Raw genomic sequence first — 18835 nt, 5'->3', positions numbered from 1 at the left:
AACTCCCGGCACCCACCGATGAAGGTGGATGCCGGGAGTTCGAGCCAGCTAGGACCAGATCAGACTGTGCGAGCCAAACGATCGGCCAGCAGACGCGTGAAGTGCGCCGGGTCGCTCAACTCGCCGCCCTCGGCAAGCAACGCCATGCCGTAGAGCAACTGAGCCGTCTCAGTCAGGTTCTCCGCATTGTCGTTGGCGGTCTGCGCCTCCCGAAGACCCGAGACAAGCGGGTGCTCCGGGTTGAGCTCGAGGATGCGCTTGCTGTGCGGAACAGGCTGACCCGAAGCCTTGTACATCTTCTCGAGCGTCGGAGACATGCTGAACGCGTCGCCGACGATGCAGGCAGCCGACGTGGTCAGGCGCGTCGAGAGACGCGTTTCCTTGATGTCGTCGGACAGGGTTTCGGTCAGCCACGTCAGCAGCTCGCCGAATTCCTTCTCCTTCTCTTCGCGCTCGGCCTCGGCCGCCTTCTTCTCGTCCTCGGTGTCCAGGTCGACCTCGCCCTTGGCGATCGACTGGAAGGTCTTGCCGTCGAAGTCCGAGACAGCGTCGACCCACATCTCGTCCACCGGGTCGGTGAGAACCAGAACCTCGAGGCCCTTGGCCTTGAAAGCCTCCATGTGCGGAGAGCTTTCGATCAGGTGACGAGATTCGCCCGTCATGAAGTAGATCTGTTCCTGGCCGTCCTTCATACGCTCCACGTACTCGGCGAGAGTGGTCACGCCCTCTTCGCTGTTGGTCGAGGCAAACGAAGAGATGTCGAGCAGCGTCTTGCGGTTGTCGGCATCGGCCATCAGGCCTTCCTTGAGCGCGCGTCCGAACTCGGTCCAGAAGGTCGAGTACTTCTCCGGCTCGTTCGCCTTCATGTCCTTGATGGTCGAGAGGACCTTCTTGGTCAGACGACGACGGATGGCAGCGATCTGCCGGTCCTGCTGCAGAATTTCACGAGAGACGTTGAGCGAGAGGTCTTGTGCGTCGACGACACCCTTGACGAAGCGCAGGTAATCGGGCACCAACTCTTCACAGTCGTCCATGATGAAGACGCGCTTGACGTAGAGGTGGATGCCGGCCTTGCGCTCACGCATGAAGAGATCGAACGGCGCCGTCGACGGAATGAACAGCAGCGCTTGGTATTCGAAAGTACCTTCGGCCTTCATCGGGATGACCTCGAGAGGCTCGTCCCAGGCGTGGCTGACGTGCTTGTAGAACTCCTTGTACTCGTCCTCGGACACCTCGTCCTTGGAACGAGTCCACAGAGCCTTCATCGAGTTGATCGTCTCGGTCTCGATGGTGACCTCGGGCTCCTCGCCCTCGGCCGGCGTCGACGTACGAGCGACATCCATGCGGATAGGCCACGCGATGAAGTCGGAGTACTTCTTGACCAGTTCCTTGATCTTCCATTCCGACGTGTAGTCGTGCAGGCCGTTCTCGGAATCCTCGGGCATCAGGTGCAGGGTCACGGAGCTACCCTGAGGCGCCTCGTTCACATGCTCGAGCGTGTACGTGCCTTCGCCGGTCGATTCCCAGCGCGTCGCGTGATCTTCACCGGCGCGGCGGGTCAGCAGCGTGACCTTGTCCGCGACCATGAACGTGGAGTAGAAGCCGATGCCGAACTGACCGATCAGTTCTTCGGATGCCGCTGCATCCTTGGCTTCCTTGAGCTTGCGACGGACCTCGGCGGTGCCGGACTTGGCGAGCGTGCCGATCAGGTCGACGACCTCGTCACGCGACATGCCGATGCCGTTGTCGCGGATGGTCAGGGTGCGTGCTGCCTTGTCGATGTCGATCTCGATATGCAGATCGGAGACGTCGACGTTGAGGTCTTTGTCCTGGTAAGACTCGAGGCGGAGCTTGTCCAGCGCGTCCGAAGCGTTGGAGATCAACTCACGAAGGAAGCTGTCCTTGTTCGTATAGATTGAATGAACCATCAGATCCAGCAGCTGACGTGTTTCTGCTTGGAACTCGAGCTGCTCGGTATGCGCGGTCACTTCGATCCCTTTCTCTTCTCGGACTGATCACAGGAATTTTACTTGACCTCGAATACCGAGGGTCGGCGCCCGCACGGACAAAGGGAGGTCACCCGAACCTGTTCGTCCAGTTGGATTCGAGTCGCGGCGATCTCGGCCCTTTCGGCGGTGAGTTTGCCGGGTTTCTCACATCCTGCCCTGCAGGCGGGGTCACTGTGAACCGCTGGACTCAACTCACCCTGACACACAGAGCGTCGGCGCTAACAGAGTTCTAATCTCGCTCACGCACAGTGCCGATATGACAAACGAACCGCGATCGACTCTGCGAGTCGCCATCGGAGCGGGTGGCACCGGTGGACATATTTATCCGGGACTCGCTGTAGCCGAGGCCTTGTGTCAGATTCCCGATGCCAATGTCGAGATCGACTTCTTCGGCGCGAAAGGCAGACTGGAAGAGAGAATTGTGCCCGCGGCCGGCTACCGACTGCACACAGCCGAGATCGAAGGCCTTACCGGTGTGCGCGGTAGCGCAAGAGCAGCGACACGACTCGCACGGTCCGGCATTCAGTGCGCCAGAACGATTCGTGAACTCGATATAGACGTCGTGTTCGGTACCGGCGGGTATCCCAGTCTGCCAATCGTGCTGGGTGCGCACCTCGCCGGAATACCGACACTGATCCACGAATCCAATGCCGTGGCAGGACGGGCAAACCGACTGTGCGCGAACTTGTCTTCCCGGGTCGCAGTAGCATTTGCCGAGGCTGCGCCGGCATTCAAGCGCAGTGAGGTTCGGGTAGTCGGAACCCCGCTGATGAGGGAGATCGCCGGCCTCGACAAACATGCGCTCCGTGATCAGGCACGTGCCAGTTTCGATGCGGCGGCAGGACAAGCCCTCGTCATCGTCTGCGGCGGCAGCCTCGGATCTCGCCGAATGACCGATACCGCACTGTCACTGGCGCGCGAGTGGCGCGGCCGCAACAACATCCGCCTGGTTGTGAAGGCTGGGCCCGAGTACTTCTCCGAGGCCTCCGCCGCTGTCGAAGACCTCGACAACGTGCTGGTGTTGCCGTACTTGGACCGGATGGATTTGGTATATGCGGGCGCCGACGTCTTTGTCGGGAGATCCGGAGCGATCACCGTCGCCGAGATTTCGCATGTAGAGGTGCCCAGCGTCCTCGTGCCTTACCCACACGCGATCGGTGACCATCAGCGACACAATGCTCGAGCTCTCGTAACTCGCGGCGGCGCCCGAATGCTGGGAGACGCGGATCTGACCACGGCAAACCTGGCGAGCGCGATTGACGACCTTCTCGGAGATTCCGCTGAACGTGCGACGGCGGCAACCGATCTCACTCCGGGACTGAGCGATTCCGCACGAACAGTAGCGAACTGGCTACGGGAGCTCGCCACCCGCAAACACGCGACGCCTGAAAACGTCAATACGAGAGAAGGAATCAAATGAGTGAAATTGTGCAAGTCAATGGATTCTGGTTCGGACGAAAGGTCTTGGTCACCGGCGGCGAAGGCTTCATCGGCAGCTCCCTGGTTGAGCAGTTACTCAGGCAAGGCGCGCACGTACGAGTTCTCGCGCACTACAAGCCCTACGCATCGGCCGGCTTTCTTTCGGATCACCTTCCCGATATCGAGATGATCGCAGGAGATGTCCGTGACAGCGGACAAGTCCTCGATGCGGCAGAGGGGATCGACACCATCTTCCACCTCGCGGCACTGATCGGAATCCCATACAGTTACCAGGCTCCACAAACGTATCTGGAGACGAATGTCCTTGGTACCCAGAATATTGTGGACGCCGCGCGCCGTCACGGCGCGCGGCGGGTGGTGCACACGTCAACCAGCGAGGTCTACGGAACTGCTCGGGAAGTACCTATATCCGAAACTCACCCGTTGCAACCCCAGTCTCCCTACTCCGCATCCAAGATTGCGGCGGACATGGTCGCGTTGTCCTATTTTCACTCGTTCGATACGCCGGTTTCGATCTGCCGACCGTTCAACACGTTCGGCCCGCGGCAATCGACACGCGCCGTGATTCCTGCGATCCTGCACCAGTTGCATTCCGGTGCAGGCGAGATCGCTGTCGGCGCGCTGACCCCGACTCGGGACTTCACCTACGTCGACGATACTGCCCGGGGCTTCATGGAGATCGCGGAATCCGAGCGAACGCTCGGATTGACCTTGAATCTCGGCACCGGCCACGAGATTTCGATCCGCGACCTGATTGACATGCTGATCGAGATCACGGGGTCTTCCGCATCTGTCACAACCGAAGACTCACGTAACCGTCCAGCAGGCAGCGAGGTTCACCGCCTGGTGTCCGACAACAGTCGAGTGCGTGAGTTGACGGACTGGAGCCCACAGGTCTCCCTGAAAGCAGGACTCACGCGCACCTCGGAGTGGATCAAAGCTCATCCGATCACCGATCCTCGCCGCTACCGTGTGTGATGCGAGACGTCGCACGGGTTGTATCCGTATCGGACTCATGTCAGGCACGATAAGTAGATGATCCTAGTCGTCGATGATGATCCGTCGGTCCGCGAAGCGGTAGTGACAACTCTCGAATCCGACGGGTACGAGGTGCAGGCGGTTTCCGACGGTTCGAGCGCTCTGGCCGCGGTCTCCGAGCATTCGTTCGATGCGATGGTGCTCGACGTCATGATGCCGGGAATCGACGGTCTCGCCGTATGTCGAATCTTGCGTGAGCAGGGCAATCGGATCCCCATCCTGGTTCTGACGGCACGCTCGGAGGTAGGCGATCGGATTGCGGGGCTCGATGCGGGGGCAGACGACTACCTGCCGAAGCCCTTTGACATCGACGAACTCGGCGCGCGGGTACGTGCCCTGCTACGGCGGGCAGCGCCACCGGAACCCGAGGTGCAGTTCGGGGATCTTTCTCTCGACCCGCAGACACGGCGCGGCGTCAGATCCGGCCGGAGCATGGACTTCACTGCAACCGAGTTCGCGCTGCTGGAACTACTCATCGCGAACTCCGGCCAGACGCTCACCCGTGAGGTGATCAGCGATCGGGTGTGGGGTCAAGATTTCGGGCCTCAGTCGAATTCCATTGCCGTATATATTAATTACCTGCGCACGAAACTAGAGGCGGGCGGCGAGTCACGCATTATTCATACGGTTCGCGGGATCGGATACCGGCTGGAGTTGCCGTGACGCGTACGCGATTGGCCATCCGAACGAGAATGGCCATCACCACGTCGATTGCCGTGGCTGCGGTGGTGCTGCTTTGCGCGGTGGGGGCGTACTGGATCTGGTCACGGGAGGTGTACCGAAGCCTCGACATCGGTCTCATCCGGGAAGCGACGGCGATCCAATTACGGATCGCCGGTGGCCAGGAGTTGGGCAGTGGCGCCGAGTGCGCCTATCTTTCCTCGCCGGCTTGCTTCGAGGTCCTCGATGCGACAGGCGAACCGAGTGCCACAGACGAACCCGCCACTATCCTGCCGAAGCCCCCTGCCCTCGATGCCGTCCTCGACGGCGAGTCAGGGCCTTTCCTCGCGAACATCGACCTCGCGGGTCTACCCGGACGGATGTATGTGACACCGCTCGAGGACGGTGGTGCGCTCCTTGTCGGAGTCCGTGCCGATCAGCAACACCGGGCGCTCGATCGGATTGCATGGTTGTTAGCGCTGTTGTGCGGTATCGGCATCATCATCAGCGCTATCCTCGGCTACGCAGTCGCCCGCTACACGCTGCGTCCCGTTGCCAGACTGTCCCGCGAGGCCGAAACTGTTGCAAAGGAACGGGATCCGAGCCGAAAGATCACAGTAGAGGGATCGGACGAGCTTGCCAGGCTCGGGGAATCGATCAACACCATGCTTGGTGCACTCGATGACTCCGTCCAATCGCAGAAACGGTTGGTTTCCGACGCCTCGCACGAGCTGCGGACGCCACTGACGGGGATCATCGCGAACGCGGAACTTCTGGCCCGAAGCGACACGCTGACAGACGAACAGCAGAAGAGGGTACGGGCTGCGCTCGCTCGCAGTACTGCAGATATGCGAAGGTTGATCGACGACATCGTAGATATCGCACGGGGCACCGAGCCGGACATCGAGAGGGAGGATGTCGCGTTCGAGCGCGTCGTCGAGCAGGTAGTCGAGGCGGCACGTGCCCATTGGCCGAAGATTGATTTCCACTGCGCGACGAATCCGTACACGGGAGGCGGTAACGATGTGCGGCTCGCGAAGATGGTGTCGAATCTGGTTGACAACGCGGCAAAATTCACTCCGCCGGGTGGGACGGTGAACGTGAGCCTGACAGGCGGTGTTCTCACCGTTTCGGACAACGGACCCGGCATAGACGAAGCGGATTTGCCTCGGATCTTCGAACGCTTCTATCGGTCACCCCGTAGTCGGGGCACCTCCGGCTCCGGACTGGGACTGGCTATGGCCCAACAGATCGCGCATGCCCACGGCGCCTCGATCAGCGTGGGCAACAACCCCGGCGGTGGAGCGGTGTTCACCGTGCGCCTGCCGGCCCGAGAGTAAGTCACTCTGATCTTGTTCTAATGTTCGGCGCTTACTTTTCGAACTATGAGAACACAGGCATTGACTTCTATCGCTGTGGGCACCGTGTTGGTCGCGCTTGCCTCCACGGGGTGTACCGCGAGTGCGGCGGACCCTGCGGTGCGGGTGGATGGAAGCACCATCACGGTGCAGATCGAGGGCGGCGAGGCCAGGATCGATGTGAACGACCTACGCGTGGACAGCGACGTCGAACTGTCAGCCGCCGCTGGGACAGACCTCGGAGTTCCCGGCCAGGTGTCAGTCGAGAACGACAGTGCCCGTTGGTCATACCCCGACCGCGGCCTCGACGTGACGGCGGTTGCTCAGGCCGGCCGCCTGGTGATCGACCTGACCAGTTCGCGAGATCAACTCGTGTCGTGGCCGGTCACCGGGGCCGGTGCACGAGATCTGCAACTGCCCCAAGGCGAGGGGCTGAGTATCCCGGTCGACGACGTATTCTGGAACAACCCCGATATCGGATTGGTCGGGGACGAGGGGCAACGATTGCAGGACCTGACGATGCCGTTCTGGGGGTTCAGCGCGGGCGCTGTAGGGGCGAGCTATCTGGTGCCGACCGACTTGGGTACCTCCCTGAACTTCGCCTCGGTTGAAGGCCGCCTGCGCAGCACTGCAACACACGAGTTCAGCCAGGAAAAGGGCACCGGCACCTACACGGTTGCCCTGTCAGTCACCGACGGGTCCCCGATTGCCCCTGCACTGGATTACCGCAGTCTGCTCGGGGAACAGGGCGGACTGCGCACACTGCAGCAGAAGATCGCGGAGAACCCGGACACTGCCAAGCTGATCGGTGCCTTTCACGCCTATCTGTGGGGAGATGCGCGTACTCCCGAAGCGATACGCCAACTCCATGACCTCGGCATCACCAAGATGTGGCTCGGCTACGACTCCGACGATCAGCCGATGACCCGCGAGGCCGTCGAAACTGCCACGAACTACGGCTTTCTCGTCGGGCCGTACGACACCTTCGCCAACGCGCAGGACCCGTCCGGCGAGGTCGACAATCCCTCGTCTTCGTGGCCCGACGGGATTTGGCCCGACGCCTGCGTCGTCGGCAAAAGTGGTGACCTTGAAGGCGGATTCAGCGGCCGTGGCTGTTACCTGAGCTCCGAGGCATTGGCTGCCGACCCGGAGCTTGTTGCCTCTCGCGTCGCCGCAAAGTTGGGTAACGGCGTGAACAGCTACTTCCTGGACGTCGATGCGACAGGCGAGGTATTCGACGACTACAACCCGGACCACCGGATGACCCAGTCCAAGGACCGGCAGAACCGCATCGACCGCATGAAGGTGATCGGCAAGGATCTGGTGCTGGGATCCGAGACAGCCGGGTCGTGGGCCAACAGCGTTGTGTCCTTCAGTCACGGATCGAGCACGCCGGTGATGAACGGCCTCTGGAAAGCGGAACGAGACAAGGCGAACTGGGGTGCGTACTGGGGGAAGAACGGCCCGGCTTTCTTCTTCAAGTCCGTCGCGCTTTCAGCAGAACTGAAAATTGGCATGTTCGATCCGAAATACCGTGTGCCGCTGTACGAGACGGTGCTGCACGATTCGGTAGTCAGCACGGATCGATGGGAGTTGTCCTTCAACAAGCTGCCGGCCGAGCAAACCGATCGCGCGTTGTTGGCAATGCTGTACAACACGCCACTGAACTACACCCTGAACGCGCAAATCATCGCGGAGGAAGGTCCGAGGATGGCGACCATGCAGAAGTTCTTCGCCACCCTGCAAGAAGCGGCTGGAACTGAGCCCATGACGGACTTTCAATGGTTGTCGGATGACAGAATGGTGCAGCAAACCAATTTCGGGGAAGGAAAGCTGTTGGTGACAGCCAACTTTGGCGACAGCACTTTCCATGACCCCGACGTCGGCGATATCGGCCCGGGCTGCGTCAGTGCATCCATCGACGCCGCGAGCACGACGCTGTGCCCGTGACCGAATCCGCCCCGATGACGCCCGCCGTACGCAACAGACCACGGTGGACAGTGATTGTCGTCGGCATGTCATTCGCCGCGGGTGCGGCGGCCGTATTCCTTCTGATTGTTGGTACCGCCGGCGGTCAACGACTCGACCGGCAAGTATTTCAGGCTGCGAAGTCGGCGCAGGACGGCATACCGGTGCCCGACGTCCTGCGGCTGGACATCATGACCAATCCGCTCATGTGGATCTCTGTCGCAGCCGCGATCCTGTTGACAGGAAATGTGGTTCGTCAGCCGCTCTTTACTGCGGCGACGCTTGCAGTTCCCGTCATGTGCATAGTGGCGGCGAGAACGCTTCGCCTCGAAGTTCTCGAGCGGCCTCAACTCGATCAGGATGTTCCCTGGCCGACGGCGAACACGTTTCCGAGCGGTCATGTCGCCGGCGCGATGGGTATTGCCCTCAGCCTGCTCCTGGTCGCACCGTCGTGGATGCGCCTGGTCGGAGTCGTGCCCTGCGCGGCGTGGGTGGCGCTGGTCAGCCGCGACATCATGGGCGAGGGATGGCACCGCCTCAGCGATGTCGCGGGATCCGTATTGCTCGCAGCCGCAATCGTCAGCCTCTTCGCAGCCGTCTTCGTAGTGGGTGGTCGCCGAATACGGGGGTTCACATTGGTGTCCACGCTGGTGGGCGGGCCGGTAGCGACGACGGTGATCGTTCTGGCCCTCGATTCACGACCATACGGTGTGCTCACCGGTGTACTCGCGGCAACGGTGGCGGTTCCAATGACTGTCTTCGTCTGCGCGATATCGCAAACTCCGAACTGCTCGCGTGACAGAGAGCGCCGGACAAGCCGATTTCGAGTCTGCCACGCCCATTGCTTAGAGTTGTCAGCCAGGGCGACAACACACGTCAGATCAATGATCACCACAATCAGATCGCCGAACCGTAAGAAGTGCGGCAACGAGGTTCACATCGAATGTCGAAGAAACGACACAGAACAATGACGAACAGACGGTCTGGATCCCTTCTCGTATGCGCAGCAGCAACGACAATGGCGGCGGTTTTCACTGCCGGGTGCAGTCAACACGACCCCACGTCCGCCCCTGCCCCGACCGTGACGGCCCCACAACTGATTACCCCGCACCCGAAAATCACGCCAGTGCCAGCGGATGCCCCCTCACCCAGCCCTGAAATACTCGCGGCAGTGCTCCAACCCGCACTCGACAACCCCGATCTCGGAAGTTTGACAGGTCACGTCACCGACGCCCAGACCGGCGCAACACTGTGGCAACAACAGACCGACACCCCGCAAGTGCCTGGTTCCATAGTCAAAGTTCTCACGACCGCCGCCGCACTACTGACACTGCCGGCCGATCACCGAACCACAACAACGGTCGTCCAAGGCGCCACCCCCGGCCAACTGGTGCTCGTCGGCGGCGGCGACCCGACACTGACCGCGAAACCTACCGGCACGCAAGGCTATTACACCGACGCACCGCATCTCGACGACCTGATCAGCCAGATCCACCGTTCCGGTATACACGTCAGCAGCCTCATGGTGGACAACACAATATTTGCGGGCCCGACAATCGCCCCCGGATGGGACACCGCCGACATCGCCGGCGGCAGTATCGCCCCCATCGAATCGGTCATGCTCGACGGCGGCCGCACAGACCCCTTGGCGGACTACTCCCCGCGCACCCACACCCCCGCACTGGACACCGGCCGAGCCCTCGCCGAACAACTCGGACTGGACCCGGCATCGGTCACCGAAGGCATCACACCTTCTACTGCCACACCAGCAACTCCCGTAGTGGCCTCGGTTCAATCTGCTCCGCTGAGCACACGCTTGCGCGACCTGATGGTGCACTCCGACGACGTACTCGCCGAGACCGTGGGGTTCGAAATTGCACTCGCCCGAGGGTTACCCGCAACTTTCGACGGAGCAGTCGACGCCATCACTCACACACTGCAAGAGAGCGGATTCGACACCACCGGAGCACAATTGCGAGACGCAAGCGGATTATCGACCGATGACCGCATCTCGGCACACCTCATCGATCAGGTGCTCACCGCGGCAGCAGGGCCCGACACCCCCGAACTTCGCCCACTGCTCGACACACTCCCCGTCGCCGGAGCGACAGGCACCTTGGTGGATCGATTCAACCCGCCCTCCCCGGCGGCAGGGTGGGTGCGCGCGAAAACTGGCTCCCTCTCCGGTGTAAGTTCACTGGCAGGTATCGTCGTCGACAACGACCGGCGAGTCCTGACATTCACGCTCATGTCCAACGGCACCGCACCCGAGGCAGCAAGACCCGCCCTCGACGCCGTAGCAACGGCGCTACGCGGTTGCGGGTGCCGATAAACCCCCGAGACCTCGGGATCGTTCATACAACGTGCGGCAAGACGCATGCCCACTCAGCTCACATCGTGGCGACGACGTTGTTGATCTACGACGTCAGGTGAGCGCTGAGACGACGAGACGTGTGGCGTCGGCGATGATCGCTTTGTCAGCGGCGTCGTCTCTATCCGACCGTGTAGTCAGGATAGAAATCGTCACCGCATCCGAAGTATCCGTCCACGCGACACCGACATCGTTGCTGGTTCCGTAGTCGCCGCTGCCAGTCTTGTCGGCGACCGTCCACCCTTGTGGAACACCGGCCCGTATCTGCTCCGCACCAGTGGTATTGCCTCGAAGCCAATCCGCGAGCACCTCACGCTTGTCCGGCGTCAGCGCATCGCCGAGGACAAGACGCTCATAGTCCGTACCAATCGCCCGCGGGGACGTCGTGTCACGATCATCGCCTGGAATGGCGGTATTGAGCTCGGGTTCGATCCGATCCAGCCGAGTCACATCATCACCGATACTGCGTAGATACGCATTGACGGCGGAAGGTCCGCCAAGCATCTGCAGCAGGAGGTTGGCGGCGGTATTGTCACTGTATTGCACTGCTGCGGAGCATAATTCACCAACCGTCATCCCGGTATCGAGCTTTTGCTCCGCGATCGGGGCGTACGACTGCAGATCAGCGGCAGTGTAGTGGACTACTGTATCGAGATAACTCAATGGATACTTACCCAATACAGCTGCGACAGCGAGGGTTTTGAATGTAGAGCAGAACGCGAACCGCTCGTCGGCGCGATACTCCACCACCCTCCCGGTGTTCGAACTACTCGCATACACACCCAGCCTCGCATCGTATCGGCCTTCGAGTTCGACCAGAAGATCACTCGGATCTCCCCCGCCAACTTTCGACGGCCCGGCATCTGCAATCTGATTACTCTTCGCCGAACATCCCACGACCGGAATCAACACCGCCGCAACCAAAAACGCACGTCGCGTGACTGCCCCACCCTCAACCATCACTGCCGACAACCCTTCACAAACAAACTGGTGGAAACCCAAAATCCATTCCACACAACAACATACGTGAGACGAAGAACGCTCGCCGACGCACGTTCGCTGTGTCTGAGCTCAGCGCGATGGCCACTCCCCGGCCCCGACGTTACTAGGTCCGCGGACGAGGTGCACGATTTCCTCGGCCCAAACGGCGCCAGAAAAGTCCACCACCATCCGAAGCCTCCTCGGCACCCATACGGGCCACCTCCGGCCAAACCCACTACTCGGGTTTCTTTCAGGATCCCTACTCCACTCGAGAACCCTTAAGGCAACGGCGGCAGTACGCGTCCGGCGACATCGGTGCTGACTCGGTGTCTGTCACCACAGTTGCATTCGTAGAATCCGCTGACCGGCCTTTCTGTCCCAGACGGTAGGCCTGCTCATCGACACTTCGAGACGCCGCCGGCCAGCACCCGAAGGTGATCGTCCGAGCCGCCCAAAGTGTGTTCGATGGCCACCAGCCGCGAGACGTAGTGCCCGACCGGATACTCGGCTGTCATTCCGATACCACCGTGCATCTGAATCGCTTCCTGTCCGATCTGATGCGCGGCGCGACCGACAGTCAGCTTCGCGCGCGACGCGATGGTCGGATCGATCACGCCGTCGGCGATGGACATGGTGGCGTACAGACTCATGCTGCTCGCCAGCTCGAGCGCCACGTACATGTCGGCAGCCCGATGCGTCAAAGTCTGGAACTTCGCGAGCGGAACGCCGAACTGCTTGCGCTGCTTCAGGTAATCCGTCGTCAGTCGCAGCGCTTCGGTCATGATCCCGATCGCCTCGGCGCACAGAGCTGCCTGCGCCCGGACCTCCGCTTCGACGATCGCGGCCGTGACATCGCCGCCCTCACCAAGTGGTTCGGCCGCGGCATCGGTGAACGTGAACTGCGCACCGCGACGGCCGTCGTGGGTGGCATACGTGCTCCGTGTGACACCTGAGCCCTCCGCATCCACCAGGAAGAGCCCGGTGCCGCCGCCTGGAAGTGTGGCGCTGACGACCACGACGTGCGCGCTGTCGCCCTGCAGGACCGGGTTCTTGACGCCGGTGATAGTCCACCCCGATCCCGACTGCGTCGCCGTGGTCGTGACGGTGGCGACCGGCCAGCGCGTGCCGGGTTCCGTATGCGCGAAGGCCGACAGAGTGGTCCCGTCGCTGAGCGCCGGCAGGAGCCGCGCCCGCTGATCTGCCGAACCGACAGCCGCGATCAAACCGCCGGGGATCAGAACACCACCCAAGTACGGCTCGGGTGCAAGCGCTCGGCCCAGTTCGGTCATCACGACCATGGTCTCGACCGGTCCAGCGCCCATTCCGCCGTCAGACTCCGCGAACGGCAGGCCGAGCAGCCCAAGCTCCGCGAACTGCTTCCACACCGCGGCATTCCATCCCTCGTCAGTAGCCGAGGTGGCGTTGCGCTTCTCCGCGTCGTAGCTGCGGTTGAGCAATTCACGCGTCGTGTCGCGAAGCATCGTCTGCTCGTCGTCGAGTTCGAAATTCATGTCAGATGCTCACAATCCGAGAATCGAGGAGGCAATGATGGAGCGCTGCACCTCACTTGATCCGCTGTAGATGGAAACCTTCCGGTAGTTCAGGTAGCGCGGCGCCGCTTGCTGCGCCCACTCCGGCGAGTCGATCTCGACCGTATTCACCGGCAACGAGTCCGGACCCGCAACATCCATCAGCAATTCCGTTGCTGCCTGCTGCAATTCGGAGCCGCGGAGCTTGAGCAGCGAGGACGCCGGGTTCGGCTTGCCGTCTGCCGAACTCGCCACAACTCGCAGTTGAGTCAGATCCAGCGCAAGCAAATCGTTTTCCAGCTCAGCCAACCGAGCCGCGAACAACGGATCATCGAGGAGGGTGCCGGTTCCGACGCGAACCTCCCGCGCCTTCTCTTTTGCCGTGGCGACAAGAGTTTTGGAGAACCCGACCCGCGTGACGCCCGTGCGTTCGTTGCCGAGCAGGAACTTGGCGTAGTCCCAGCCCTTGTTCTCCTCGCCGACAAGATTTTCCGCAGGAACACGGACGTTGTCGAAGAACACCTCGTTGACCTCGACGCTGCCGTCGATCAGTTTGATGGGACGAATCGTGATGCCGGGAGTCGCCAAATCGATGAGCAGGAACGAAATTCCTGCCTGACGCTTCTGGGCACTGGCATCTGTCCGAACCAGACAGAAGATCCACTCGGCGTGCTGCGCGAGAGTAGTCCACGTCTTCTGACCGTTGACGATGTAATCCGCGCCGTCACGGACAGCAGCCGTCTTGAGTGAAGCGAGATCCGAACCGGCTTCTGGTTCCGAAAAACCTTGGCACCACCAGATATCGGCGTTAGCCGTCGCCGGGAGAAACTTTTCCTTCTGCTCCTGCGAGCCGAAGGCTGCGATAACGGGCCCAACCATGCTCACGTTGAACGGCAACGGGTTGGGTACCGACGCCAACTGCATTTCCTCGGAATAGATGTGGCGCTGTACCGGAGTCCAGTCCTTGCCACCCCATTCGACCGGCCAGTGCGGAACCGCCAGTCCGTGTGCGTTCAGAATCTGTTGGCCCGCAACGATGTCTTCACGCGTCAGCTTTCCGAATCCCGCTGCACGTGCACGAAGTTCGGGCGAGAATTCGGTGGTGAAGAACTTTCGCATCTCCTCGCGGAACGCAACTTCCTCACCGGTCAATTCGAGATTCATATGGAGTCTGCTTTCTTCTGGCAGGATTTCAGAACAAGATTCGTGCGACGGTCTGCGCAACAACGGCTGGCTTGTCCACGCCTTCGATCTCGACGGTGTTGGTGATCTGACTCTGCAGCGAACCGTTCGGCAACTCTTCAATCGCGGAGAGCACTGCAGTGTTTCGAACCTTGGCTCCGACCGGCACCGGACTCGGGAATCGAACCTTGTCGGACCCGTAGTTGATGACCATCTTCGCCCCGTCGATGCGGTACACGGACTTCGACAGAAGCGGCAGGAGCGAGAGAGTCAGATACCCGTGGGCAATCGGACCGCCGAAAGGTGATTCACGCTTTGCCCTTTCGTCGTCGACGTGAATCCACTGATGGTCACCGGTCGCGTCGGCAAATTGATGGACCATCTCGCGGGTGACCTCGACCCACTCGCTCGAGCCCAGCGTTTCACCGACCGCCCCCAGGAGATCGGCCTTGTTCTCGAACACCCGCGTCATCTGATCCTCCACGTTCCCGAACACTGTTAGGTTAATTGGATAATAAACTCACGGTGTAAGGTTGTCCAGTACTTTCACACGAAAGGGTGTGCGATGGCGCGACCGCGGATTCCACTACTGAGCAAGCCGATCATCAGGGACACCGCCCTGAAATTGGTCGACGAGCACGGTTTGACCGACTTCTCGATGCGCAAACTCGCCACCGTTCTCGGCGTGCAAGCACCATCGCTGTACAGCCATTACGCCAACAAGGACGAGCTACTCGACGACGTCGCGAACGTCATCATGGAGTCCGTCGACGTGAGCGGCTTCGACTCTGACGATTGGCGCGGTGCGCTTCGCACGTGGGCGCGGTCCTACCACGCTGCCCTGGGCAAGCATCCCAATATCGTTCCCTGCTTGGCCTACGGTCCGAGCGTCAGGCCCATCGCCCTTGACCGCGCCAACGCCATCCACGGCGGGCTGGTGCGCGCCGGATGGCCGCAGCGCACGGCAACGCTGATCGGCGCTTCCGTCAAGTACGTGGTCATGGGTGCTGCGACAGCGACGTTCTCCGGCGGATTCGTAGACGATCCGGCGATCTACGCCGAGCGTTACCCGCACCTCACGCGAGCACATCTGTTGCGCGAGCGTGCTACGGAAATCGACGGCGCCAGTTTCGAACTCGCGCTGGAATCCCTGCTGGACGGGCTGGAAGCCAAATATGCACTGCTGCAGACCACTTCAGAGTTATCCCTTGAAAACTGAGGGTTGCTACTTTCGGTCAAGCACGCCGAGCATCGCAACAAAGGCCGCCTGACGATCCCCGAGAGCGGCAAAGAATTCCCGATCCGATGCTTCGACCGCACGATTTGCCTTGCCTGCCAGGGCCGCACCCGCCTGGGTCACCACCACCGAGCGTGCCCGAGCGTCCGTCGGGTGTGGACGTCGTTCGACTAGTTTCTTGGATTCGAGGGTCCGTATCACCTGTGACGTCATCATCGGATCAGTGCGCGCATACTCGGCAAGATCGCGTTGAGTTATCGGTGTTTCCGCGTCCAGCCACGTCAGCGCGGCGAGCAGAACGAACTGCACGTGAGTCAGGTCGAAAGGCCGCAGCGCCGCGCGAATCGAGGCCTGCCACGCGTTGGTGACACGCCACAACATCAGACCCGGACTGTCGCCAGCATCCTCGAAGTCGGTTTCCAGTTTCTTCACCACAGCGTCAGTGTGTCAGCTCGTTGTCGAGCGCAGAATCTCGACGTCGTTGCCATCCAACGGAATCAAGCCTCGGCGGAGCTGATACCCCCAGTTCGGTGTCGAGGTCAATGCCAATCGACTCCGTACGTCGCCGAGAGGAACGGGCGTGAACGGCTCGTATCGCACTCGACGCCGAAACGGCTTGAAGCACCCCTCGTCCGCCTGCCAGATCTCACCCTCTTCGATCACACCGAGGGCTGTGAACTCGCGCAACGGATCTCGATCACCAATGGACTCGACCGGCGAATAGTAGACAAGCACATCGCCCGCCTTCATCCGCGCCAATCCGGACCTCTTCCCGTGCCCGATCTGCGCGATCCCAAGATCCACTGCGCGACGCACATGTTCGGCCGAGACAACCCCTAACCAGGCGTTCATCGCCGACCACCTGGCGAACCGATCGCAAGTTCAATCATGAATTTAGTATGCGCGCTTATTATCTTCCTCGCAACAGATCAACTCTTGAACGTGTTCAACTTCAGGTACGCTGAACTTGAACACGTTCAAAGAAGGGGAGCCCATGAGCAGTCGCGGGATCGAAACCAGGGAAAAGCTGGTGGAAACAGCTTTGCGGCTCTTCCGCGACGAAGGCTTCGCAGCGACGACCATGCGCAAGATCGCGACTGAGGCAGGTGTCTCCCTCGGGAATGCCTACTACTACTTCGCCAGCAAAGACGAACTGGTTCACGAGCTGTATCTCGTCATCCAACGTGATCACCGAGAGCGTGCGCTCCCACTCCTACGCAAAGGTGGCTCACTCGCGGAAAATCTCGCGATCGTTCTGCACACCGGACTCGATGTCATGGGGCCCTATCACGGGTTCGGTAGCGCGTTTCTGCACGTCGCCCTGCCCACCGAATCGCCGTCCAGCCCGTTCTCGGCCGAGTCGAGTGATGCGAGATCGATGGCCGTCGAATTGATGCGCGAAGCACTGGCGGCGTCGAAGCAGAAGACGCCGGCGTCCTTGGAGACCCAGCTCCCCACACTCTTGTGGCTCAGCTATCTGGGCGTGACGCTGCACTGGGTCACCGACTCGTCTCCGGGGCAAACTCGTACCCGATCCCTGGTCGACGGCCTGGTCCCGATCATCGCGAAAACACTCGCCCTCGCCCGGCTACCGGTGGCCCGCGGCCTGGTCGGTGACGTCGCCGCCCTGATGACCAAAGTCGTTTCTCCAGAGGGGAACACAAAATCATGAAGACTGTCGTTGTATCCGGTGCGTCGGGCTACATAGGGCAATCTCTCGTTCGAGCGCTCGAACCCAACGGGGTGGACGTACGAACGATCGGCCGGGGAGGAACGAGCGATGCCACCTGGTCCGACGAGCAAGGTGTCGCCGACGTACTCAGCGGCGCGGATCTGCTGGTCAACCTCGCCGGACGCTCTGTGAGCTGCCGATACAACAAGCGCAATGCCGACGAAATCTTCTCCTCCCGCGTGGAAACGACCGCACTGTTGGGTCGCGCACTGGCCCGTACACCGCAGCCACCCTCGCTCTGGGCGAACGCCAGTACCGGCACGATCTACCGAGACGCGAGGGATCGACCGATGGACGAGAAGAACGGAGAACTGGGTAAGGGATTCTCCGTCGCTGTCGCGCGGGCGTGGGAGCACGAATTGTTCTCAGCCCCAACCCCCGTTCGCAAAGTCGCGTTACGAATGTCGATCGTTCTCGGCGCCGGCGGCGGAGCAATCAACCCCTTCGTGAACCTGGCCCGAACAGGCTTCGGCGGAAGAATGGGCGACGGACGACAAATGTTCAGTTGGATACATATCGCCGATGTCGTTCGCTCGGTCATCCACATCTACGAGCATCCGGAGATCTCAGGCCCGGTCAATATCGCATCCCCGTATCCGGTAACCAACACCGACATGATGCGGATGGTACGAGCGAAACTTGGCCGACAATGCGGGTTTCCGACGCCGGGCTGGATGCTCGAGTTCGGCGCACGAATCATCCGCACCGAGGCTGAACTGGTGACGAAGAGTCGCTGGGTTTTACCAGGGGTGCTCGCGGACAGCGGCTTCCAGTATCAATTTCCGACGTTGGAGTCTGCGCTGGAACAGATCGCTCAGGAGACCCCGCGAGGGCTGCTTCCGGTGACACTCGGCTGAGTATCCTGCTCTCCGGTCCGCCCGCCGTACGTCGCAATCTTGTACTCCGTCGCAGCCAAAGACAATGTGAGCTCCTTGATCTGCCGACGAACGGTGTCCCGGTGCTCGAGCAGCATGTCGAGCCTCTCCGGAACTGTCCCTTCACCGGCGTCGACCAGTTCAACGTAGTGCTGCAAGTCGCGAATCGCCATGCCCGAGATACGCATGCGGGTCAGAAACACCAACCTGCGAACAGTTTCCGGGCCGTATACACGATGTCCGCTCGAGTCACGATCGACCGTGACCAAGCCGATCTTCTCGTAATAGCGCAGGGTATGTGCCGAAACATCCAGCAGGTCTGACACTTCGGCGATCGACATCGGGTCCTGAACATCCCCTGGATCGACGAGTCGATGGATCACCTCGATCGACATGGGCCCGTCCACTTCCCCAAGTGCCTCGAGTGCCTTGCGCATCAAGTCTTCGGTAGCCAT

At 61.0% G+C, this 18835-nt stretch carries 18 protein-coding genes; 10 read left to right on the top strand and 8 right to left on the bottom strand.

Annotated elements, in window-relative coordinates; all coding sequences use genetic code 11:
* Nucleotides 1–59 precede the first annotated feature (59 nt).
* Nucleotides 60–1988 carry a molecular chaperone HtpG gene (gene htpG, locus AC2ETI_RS07010; protein WP_483633711.1) on the bottom strand — a complete coding sequence of 643 codons (1929 nt, stop codon included), beginning with the start codon at nt 1986–1988 and terminating at the stop codon, nt 60–62.
* A 277-nt stretch (nt 1989–2265) separates the two neighbouring features.
* Between htpG and AC2ETI_RS07005 the strand changes: the two genes are divergently transcribed.
* Genes AC2ETI_RS07005 through dacB form a run of 7 tightly spaced genes read left to right on the top strand, consistent with a single transcriptional unit; the run spans nt 2266 to nt 10805 of the window.
* Complete coding sequence (locus AC2ETI_RS07005; RefSeq protein WP_283308274.1) at nt 2266–3429, top strand: UDP-N-acetylglucosamine--N-acetylmuramyl-(pentapeptide) pyrophosphoryl-undecaprenol N-acetylglucosamine transferase; 1164 nt, start codon at nt 2266–2268, stop codon at nt 3427–3429.
* Nucleotides 3426–4427 carry a GDP-mannose 4,6-dehydratase gene (locus AC2ETI_RS07000; protein WP_259116760.1) on the top strand — a complete coding sequence of 334 codons (1002 nt, stop codon included), beginning with the start codon at nt 3426–3428 and terminating at the stop codon, nt 4425–4427. Before AC2ETI_RS07005 ends, AC2ETI_RS07000 begins: the two co-directional genes overlap by 4 nt.
* 57 nt (nt 4428–4484) lie before the next feature.
* On the top strand, nt 4485–5150 hold the full coding sequence (locus AC2ETI_RS06995; protein WP_133727074.1) for a response regulator transcription factor: 666 nt from the start codon (nt 4485–4487) through the stop codon (nt 5148–5150).
* Nucleotides 5147–6487 (top strand): sensor histidine kinase, encoded by a 1341-nt coding sequence (locus AC2ETI_RS06990; RefSeq protein ID WP_483633710.1) that lies wholly within the window; start codon nt 5147–5149, stop codon nt 6485–6487. Before AC2ETI_RS06995 ends, AC2ETI_RS06990 begins: the two co-directional genes overlap by 4 nt.
* A gap of 45 nt (nt 6488–6532) precedes the next feature.
* Nucleotides 6533–8455: a glycoside hydrolase gene (locus AC2ETI_RS06985; protein WP_378666878.1), complete on the top strand. Its 1923-nt coding sequence runs from the start codon at nt 6533–6535 to the stop codon at nt 8453–8455.
* Nucleotides 8452–9444, top strand: coding sequence for a phosphatase PAP2 family protein (locus AC2ETI_RS06980; RefSeq protein WP_259116755.1), 993 nt, complete (start codon nt 8452–8454; stop codon nt 9442–9444). Before AC2ETI_RS06985 ends, AC2ETI_RS06980 begins: the two co-directional genes overlap by 4 nt.
* A complete protein-coding gene (dacB, locus tag AC2ETI_RS06975; protein WP_483633709.1) occupies nt 9417–10805 on the top strand; it encodes a D-alanyl-D-alanine carboxypeptidase/D-alanyl-D-alanine endopeptidase in 1389 nt (462 codons plus the stop codon). The genes AC2ETI_RS06980 and dacB overlap by 28 nt, the downstream gene beginning before the upstream one ends.
* 93 nt (nt 10806–10898) lie before the next feature.
* On the opposite strand, the gene bla is transcribed toward dacB, so the two are convergent.
* The 4 genes from bla to AC2ETI_RS06955 form a co-directional block, all read right to left on the bottom strand.
* Nucleotides 10899–11804 carry a class A beta-lactamase gene (gene bla, locus AC2ETI_RS06970; RefSeq protein ID WP_054825264.1) on the bottom strand — a complete coding sequence of 302 codons (906 nt, stop codon included), beginning with the start codon at nt 11802–11804 and terminating at the stop codon, nt 10899–10901.
* A gap of 416 nt (nt 11805–12220) precedes the next feature.
* Nucleotides 12221–13336, bottom strand: coding sequence for an acyl-CoA dehydrogenase family protein (locus AC2ETI_RS06965; RefSeq protein ID WP_133727077.1), 1116 nt, complete (start codon nt 13334–13336; stop codon nt 12221–12223).
* A 9-nt stretch (nt 13337–13345) separates the two neighbouring features.
* A complete protein-coding gene (locus AC2ETI_RS06960; RefSeq protein WP_019745256.1) occupies nt 13346–14518 on the bottom strand; it encodes an acyl-CoA dehydrogenase family protein in 1173 nt (390 codons plus the stop codon).
* A gap of 28 nt (nt 14519–14546) precedes the next feature.
* The gene (locus AC2ETI_RS06955) at nt 14547–15008 is read right to left on the bottom strand and encodes a MaoC family dehydratase (protein WP_020909091.1); all 462 of its coding nucleotides are present in this window, start codon (nt 15006–15008) and stop codon (nt 14547–14549) included.
* A gap of 93 nt (nt 15009–15101) precedes the next feature.
* Between AC2ETI_RS06955 and AC2ETI_RS06950 the strand changes: the two genes are divergently transcribed.
* Complete coding sequence (locus AC2ETI_RS06950; RefSeq protein ID WP_483633708.1) at nt 15102–15755, top strand: TetR/AcrR family transcriptional regulator; 654 nt, start codon at nt 15102–15104, stop codon at nt 15753–15755.
* Nucleotides 15756–15761: 6 nt separating this feature from the next.
* On the opposite strand, the gene AC2ETI_RS06945 is transcribed toward AC2ETI_RS06950, so the two are convergent.
* Together AC2ETI_RS06945 and AC2ETI_RS06940 are read right to left on the bottom strand one after the other, a co-directional pair.
* Nucleotides 15762–16208: a MarR family winged helix-turn-helix transcriptional regulator gene (locus AC2ETI_RS06945; RefSeq protein ID WP_020970755.1), complete on the bottom strand. Its 447-nt coding sequence runs from the start codon at nt 16206–16208 to the stop codon at nt 15762–15764.
* Between the two features lie 12 nt (nt 16209–16220).
* Nucleotides 16221–16625: an EVE domain-containing protein gene (locus AC2ETI_RS06940; protein ID WP_019745260.1), complete on the bottom strand. Its 405-nt coding sequence runs from the start codon at nt 16623–16625 to the stop codon at nt 16221–16223.
* A 142-nt stretch (nt 16626–16767) separates the two neighbouring features.
* On the opposite strand from AC2ETI_RS06940, the gene AC2ETI_RS06935 reads away from it, so the two are divergent.
* Both AC2ETI_RS06935 and AC2ETI_RS06930 read left to right on the top strand, forming a co-directional pair.
* Complete coding sequence (locus AC2ETI_RS06935; protein WP_483633707.1) at nt 16768–17445, top strand: TetR/AcrR family transcriptional regulator; 678 nt, start codon at nt 16768–16770, stop codon at nt 17443–17445.
* Nucleotides 17442–18362, top strand: coding sequence for a TIGR01777 family oxidoreductase (locus AC2ETI_RS06930; RefSeq protein ID WP_483633706.1), 921 nt, complete (start codon nt 17442–17444; stop codon nt 18360–18362). The genes AC2ETI_RS06935 and AC2ETI_RS06930 overlap by 4 nt, the downstream gene beginning before the upstream one ends.
* Here the strand turns inward: AC2ETI_RS06930 and AC2ETI_RS06925 are convergent.
* Complete coding sequence (locus AC2ETI_RS06925; RefSeq protein ID WP_483633705.1) at nt 18320–18835, bottom strand: MerR family transcriptional regulator; 516 nt, start codon at nt 18833–18835, stop codon at nt 18320–18322. The genes AC2ETI_RS06930 and AC2ETI_RS06925 overlap by 43 nt on opposite strands.

Source organism: Rhodococcus sp. MurmanLake-1 (assembly GCF_056945715.1).
The sequence above is the reverse complement of the archived record's forward strand: the minus strand, read 5'-3'. Positions and strand labels throughout refer to the sequence as shown.

What these genes read in the sequence shown, in the direction of transcription:
- AC2ETI_RS06950 (WP_483633708.1), top strand. Translation starts at nt 15,102, where the DNA reads ATGGCGCGACCGCGGATTCCACTACTGAGCAAGCCGATCATCAGGGAC.
- AC2ETI_RS06965 (WP_133727077.1), bottom strand. Translation starts at nt 13,336, where the DNA reads ATGAATTTCGAACTCGACGACGAGCAGACGATGCTTCGCGACACGACG.
- AC2ETI_RS06930 (WP_483633706.1), top strand. Translation starts at nt 17,442, where the DNA reads ATGAAGACTGTCGTTGTATCCGGTGCGTCGGGCTACATAGGGCAATCT.
- AC2ETI_RS06925 (WP_483633705.1), bottom strand. Translation starts at nt 18,835, where the DNA reads ATGGCTACCGAAGACTTGATGCGCAAGGCACTCGAGGCACTTGGGGAA.
- AC2ETI_RS06935 (WP_483633707.1), top strand. Translation starts at nt 16,768, where the DNA reads ATGAGCAGTCGCGGGATCGAAACCAGGGAAAAGCTGGTGGAAACAGCT.
- dacB (WP_483633709.1), top strand. Translation starts at nt 9,417, where the DNA reads ATGTCGAAGAAACGACACAGAACAATGACGAACAGACGGTCTGGATCC.
- AC2ETI_RS06985 (WP_378666878.1), top strand. Translation starts at nt 6,533, where the DNA reads ATGAGAACACAGGCATTGACTTCTATCGCTGTGGGCACCGTGTTGGTC.
- AC2ETI_RS07005 (WP_283308274.1), top strand. Translation starts at nt 2,266, where the DNA reads ATGACAAACGAACCGCGATCGACTCTGCGAGTCGCCATCGGAGCGGGT.
- AC2ETI_RS06995 (WP_133727074.1), top strand. Translation starts at nt 4,485, where the DNA reads ATGATCCTAGTCGTCGATGATGATCCGTCGGTCCGCGAAGCGGTAGTG.
- AC2ETI_RS06955 (WP_020909091.1), bottom strand. Translation starts at nt 15,008, where the DNA reads ATGACGCGGGTGTTCGAGAACAAGGCCGATCTCCTGGGGGCGGTCGGT.
- AC2ETI_RS06940 (WP_019745260.1), bottom strand. Translation starts at nt 16,625, where the DNA reads ATGAACGCCTGGTTAGGGGTTGTCTCGGCCGAACATGTGCGTCGCGCA.
- AC2ETI_RS07000 (WP_259116760.1), top strand. Translation starts at nt 3,426, where the DNA reads ATGAGTGAAATTGTGCAAGTCAATGGATTCTGGTTCGGACGAAAGGTC.
- AC2ETI_RS06960 (WP_019745256.1), bottom strand. Translation starts at nt 14,518, where the DNA reads ATGAATCTCGAATTGACCGGTGAGGAAGTTGCGTTCCGCGAGGAGATG.
- bla (WP_054825264.1), bottom strand. Translation starts at nt 11,804, where the DNA reads ATGGTTGAGGGTGGGGCAGTCACGCGACGTGCGTTTTTGGTTGCGGCG.